Annotated in this window: 1 protein-coding gene; it reads left to right on the top strand. The window is 56.7% G+C overall.

Translation table 11 applies throughout. The annotated features are described in order from the left end of the window. Nucleotides 1-252 (top strand): DUF1302 family protein (locus tag SB719_RS21510; RefSeq protein ID WP_412159939.1); only part of this gene is annotated, 252 nt, incomplete at both ends.

The following is a 252-nucleotide window of genomic DNA, read 5'->3' as shown; positions in this document are numbered from 1 at the left end:
CCAGCTGGTCGACGGCCAACCCCAACAAGAACCTGATAGGGGTGAACAACGGCGGCAAGGGCCTGTCACAGACGTCCGACGATGGCCACCTGAACTTCAAGAAGGGCGAAACCTTCTCCAAGATCTTCAAAGGCATTCATGACCTGGAGCTCAAGTACGGCGACACCGGTGTGTTCGTCCGTGGCAAGTACTGGTACGACTTCGAACTGAAGGACGAAGGCCGCGAGTTCAAGGACATCAGCGACTCCAACC

The sequence above is a fragment of the Pantoea sp. SIMBA_079 genome (assembly GCF_046940275.1).
In the GTDB taxonomy this organism is placed as follows: domain Bacteria; phylum Pseudomonadota; class Gammaproteobacteria; order Enterobacterales; family Enterobacteriaceae; genus Pantoea; species Pantoea borealis.
The sequence above is the reverse complement of the archived record's forward strand: the minus strand, read 5'-3'. Positions and strand labels throughout refer to the sequence as shown.